Source organism: Vibrio sp. 10N.222.55.C6 (assembly GCF_041473395.1).
Taxonomy (GTDB): Bacteria; Pseudomonadota; Gammaproteobacteria; order Enterobacterales; family Vibrionaceae; genus Vibrio; species Vibrio crassostreae_C.
This window is the reverse complement of sequence record NZ_JBFRSD010001174.1, coordinates 1-234: the sequence shown is the minus strand read 5'-3', so window position 1 is coordinate 234 and position 234 is coordinate 1. Positions and strand designations below refer to the sequence as shown.

The 234-nt window shown below is 47.0% G+C and carries 1 protein-coding gene; it reads right to left on the bottom strand.

Annotation, left to right across the window (positions count from 1 at the left end; all coding sequences use genetic code 11):
- The coding region (locus AB4486_RS28060) for an SgrR family transcriptional regulator (protein ID WP_372120102.1) at nt 1–234 on the bottom strand (234 nt) is incomplete at both ends.

The window sequence follows — 234 nt, the reverse complement described above, 5'->3', positions numbered from 1 at the left end:
CTTACGCTTATAGGTTAATTGAACGTGCAGCAGCCCTTCACGCATGGTCGCGCCGGAAGTTTCTTGCAGTAAAGAACCAAACACAGCGCGGTCATTATCCAATATGGAAAGTGCTTTTTCGTACTTGCCCTGCTCTATCAGTTTACTTGCAACATGCTGCGCCAACTCTGAATTGCTAAAACGCAGTGTTAAGTTAGAGCGTTGATTCCTGCCAACTTTTGGCTCCCACACCAC